5 protein-coding genes are annotated in these 3,153 nt (G+C 42.1%); 1 reads left to right on the top strand and 4 read right to left on the bottom strand.

The features are described 5' to 3' along the window. Nucleotides 1–724: alpha/beta hydrolase family protein (locus tag WBA23_RS16000; RefSeq protein ID WP_424583291.1), on the top strand; the 724-nt coding region annotated here is incomplete at its 5' end. A gap of 152 nt (nt 725–876) precedes the next feature. Here the strand turns inward: WBA23_RS16000 and WBA23_RS16005 are convergent. The 4 genes from WBA23_RS16005 to WBA23_RS16020 all read right to left on the bottom strand — a co-directional run. Beyond that, on the bottom strand, nt 877–1,215 hold the full coding sequence (locus WBA23_RS16005) for a DUF86 domain-containing protein (protein WP_424583292.1): 339 nt from the start codon (nt 1,213–1,215) through the stop codon (nt 877–879). Then, nucleotides 1,205–1,513, bottom strand: a complete 309-nt coding sequence (locus WBA23_RS16010) for a nucleotidyltransferase family protein (RefSeq protein ID WP_424583293.1) — start codon at nt 1,511–1,513, stop codon at nt 1,205–1,207. The genes WBA23_RS16005 and WBA23_RS16010 overlap by 11 nt, the downstream gene beginning before the upstream one ends. A gap of 184 nt (nt 1,514–1,697) precedes the next feature. Further along, nucleotides 1,698–2,027 carry a hypothetical protein gene (locus tag WBA23_RS16015; protein WP_424583294.1) on the bottom strand — a complete coding sequence of 110 codons (330 nt, stop codon included), beginning with the start codon at nt 2,025–2,027 and terminating at the stop codon, nt 1,698–1,700. Nucleotides 2,028–2,541: 514 nt separating this feature from the next. Continuing rightward, a partial coding sequence (locus WBA23_RS16020) for a hypothetical protein (RefSeq protein ID WP_424583295.1) occupies nt 2,542–3,153 on the bottom strand: 612 nt, incomplete at its 5' end.

Below are 3,153 nucleotides of genomic sequence, written 5' to 3' on the forward strand. Positions count from 1 at the left end.
GGGCTGGATGGTGAAGCCACCCGCTTTTGATCCCAACCGGGAATATCCACTGTTGGTAGAGAACCACGGTGGCCCGATCTCCAACTACGGCGACCGCTTCTCTCCCGAAATGCAGTTGATGGCCGCCGATGGCTACGTAGTATTCTACCCTAACCCCCGCGGCAGTACCAGCTATGGAGAAGAATTTGGAAACCTGCTGTACCACAACTATCCGGGCGACGACTACCATGATGTAATGGACGGAGTAGACGCGATGATTGAGCAGGGCTTTATTGCCGAAGATAGCCTGTTTGTGACCGGTGGCAGCGCCGGAGGTATTATGACCGCCTGGATGATTGGTAAGAACAACCGCTTCCGGGCTGCCGCGGTAGTGAAGCCGGTGATGAACTGGATCAGCAAAACCCTGACGGCGGATAACTACTACGGCTACGCCAATTCTCGCTACCCCGGCCAGCCTTGGGAGAATATAGAAACCTATATGAAGTTCTCGCCAGTATCGCTAGTGGGCAACATTGAAACCCCCACCTTAGTGATGGTTGGTACCGCCGACCTGCGTACTCCGCTATCGGAAGCCAAGCAGCTCTACCACGCCCTCAAGATTCGGCAGAAAGAAACCGCCCTAGTAGAAATTCCCGGCGCCTACCACCTGATTGCTAACCGCCCCAGCCAGTTAATCACCAAAGTTGATCATATCTTGGCTTGGTTTGATAAGTACCGGGATTGATGATTCGCGTGTACCTTGAGGTTTAAATTCACTTGTATATAGCGCGTTCAAACCTTTCTATGCTACTGCTATAGTCTAACTTTCTCTATCTTCGCTTCTCAGTCTGAGTAGAAACTTTCGTTTCAAAGCCTTTTATTCAGCACTGTAGACAGTCATCCTTTTATCGCTCGAATTTCATTTTTAAGAAGGGGAAGGTCTTTAAGTAGTATTCGCCAGAGCATGGTAGGATCAATAGCATCATAAGCATGAACAATCATGTTACGTAATCCTATAATCTGTTTTGAGCTTGAAATTTTTAAGCTCGGATCAATCTCGATTAGTTTACGAACTGCTTCACCAATAATTTCTAAATCGCGTTCAACTGTTCTCACTGCCATAAAATTCGAACTAAACTTCCGATAGTCCTTGCCATACATATTTACTACTTCATCAAGCTCCTCAATAGCAGACTCGATGTCCAGAATATATTTGAGAATTTCTTTAGGCGGCATAAAGAACTACTTTAGTTTTATCCAGTTCTTCTTTGAATACAGGGTTTTTAACTACGCGGTAGGATAACAGGTCAACTTCTCTACCAAATAATTCTTCAAGATCTTCTTTTAAGGAAAAAAATGCGTCCCCGTGTTCTAAAGGAGATAACGATTTGGAGAACAATACAGCAAAGTCTAAGTCGCTGCCATCCGTAAATTTATCGGATGCGGCTGAACCAAACAAATATAGCTCAGCTACGTGATTTGATTGGCAAATAGCCGTAAGCCTTTCCGTATTTTCCTCGATTATCTCGATCATTGTCAAATATATGGATTAAAGGGAAGAGGTTGTTTGTATATCGTACCCAGTTGTATACAACGGTTCGCATATGGCTTGTGGCGGTTTTTGAAGCACTTTCCTGTTCGCCCGAGACGAATTTACCTAAAAACCGAAAGCTCTCAATTTAACAGCCCACCCGCCATAAGTATATGCAATGTTGGGCTTAGTTATTATTTTTTTCTAAAAGTTCATTTTCGTCCATCTCACGGTCAAACCATGGTTTCATAATATATTTTTTAAAAGCACCTAAAGCACGTCCGAATTCAAGGCACTTCTTTCTATCTAGGCTATCAATAGGATTTGGTTTTGTTTCCAGTTGGAGCTGAATTTCCTCTTCAATTATTTCATTGAAGTTCGGAAAGTTAAATTCATTAAGAAGTTCTTTCCCATGCATGATTTTGTTCCTTAGACTTACCAGTTCACTAAGTTTCTTGAATGCTGTTTTGTCCTTATTAAAAATCAATTCTCCATTTGATAATATAGAGGGAATCATCAATATTTTTTTTTGAAGTTTAAAGAAGTATACCCTTCAATGAATGGCTTGCATTTTTCTGGTCCATAAGTATTAAGGCAGTAATCTGAAATTAAATAGTTCAATGAATATTCAAGTGTAGCGGAACATAGAACAAAGAAACTAAAATGTGAATAGTCGTTTGCTTTGTCCTCTTTGATGTTCTAGTATGCCGACCTTAGTTTTTGGTAATAAGATTCTGTTCCGTTCCACAGAAAGTAACTTTTTCCTTTTCCTTCAACATTCAATATGATTCTACCAGCGTGATTCATTTTGTCAAATTAAGCCCAACATACGATAACGGTAACTAGTCTCCTCTATCCGCCGATATTGGGTCGATAACGGAGACTGATTTCCGCTATTTCTTCTGTATCTAAACAAATTTAACAAAAACTTTAGACTAAGCCGTTGGCTGCCAAAATTGACGAATTCCTTTCGGCTCGAAAGCCTCACAGACTATCAATTTGCTGTCTGTTGCGGATAAACTTCTAATCAACTAGAAATTAAAGCCGAAATGAAGTCCGGGTTCAGTGTTGAATTTAGGCCATTTATTGTCCAGTTGTTTAAATGAATTGGGCATCTCGGTATGGAAAGGCCGGTGGGTAATTGCCACAGAAGGTTCTATAAACCACCGATCGTTAAAAAGCTTGATGTGGTACCCTAACCGGTAGGTATTGAAAATCTGAAAACCGTTATCAACCTTATCTCCATTTTCATTCATAAAAGACTGCCAGGCATTCATCACATGGACGCTGGTGTATAAACCTTTCCACCAAAAGCGCTGGTAGACCAGCGCAAACCCATATTCCCGTATGTACCCGGGGAACTCTTCTTCGGGAGCTTCAAAGGAGCTATCGTAGGCTGGAATTCCTAAGGGCCAGGCGTATTTCCAGGTTTTGAGTTCCAGTGATATCACATCTTTGCCCGTTAGGCGATAGCCCAGGTTAAGCTGCACAAATTCAGGGTTGTTAGATTCGAAAAAATTACCCAGCAGAAAAAAGGTGCTTCCGACAAAACACTTCCGGTAGGTGGTATCTTGGGGGGCATATTGGGCGCTAAGTGGTAATAAACTGGCTAATGCCAAAAACGTACTGAGTACAATAAATCT

Source organism: Tunicatimonas sp., from assembly GCF_049647865.1.
GTDB lineage: Bacteria > Bacteroidota > Bacteroidia > Cytophagales > Cyclobacteriaceae > Tunicatimonas.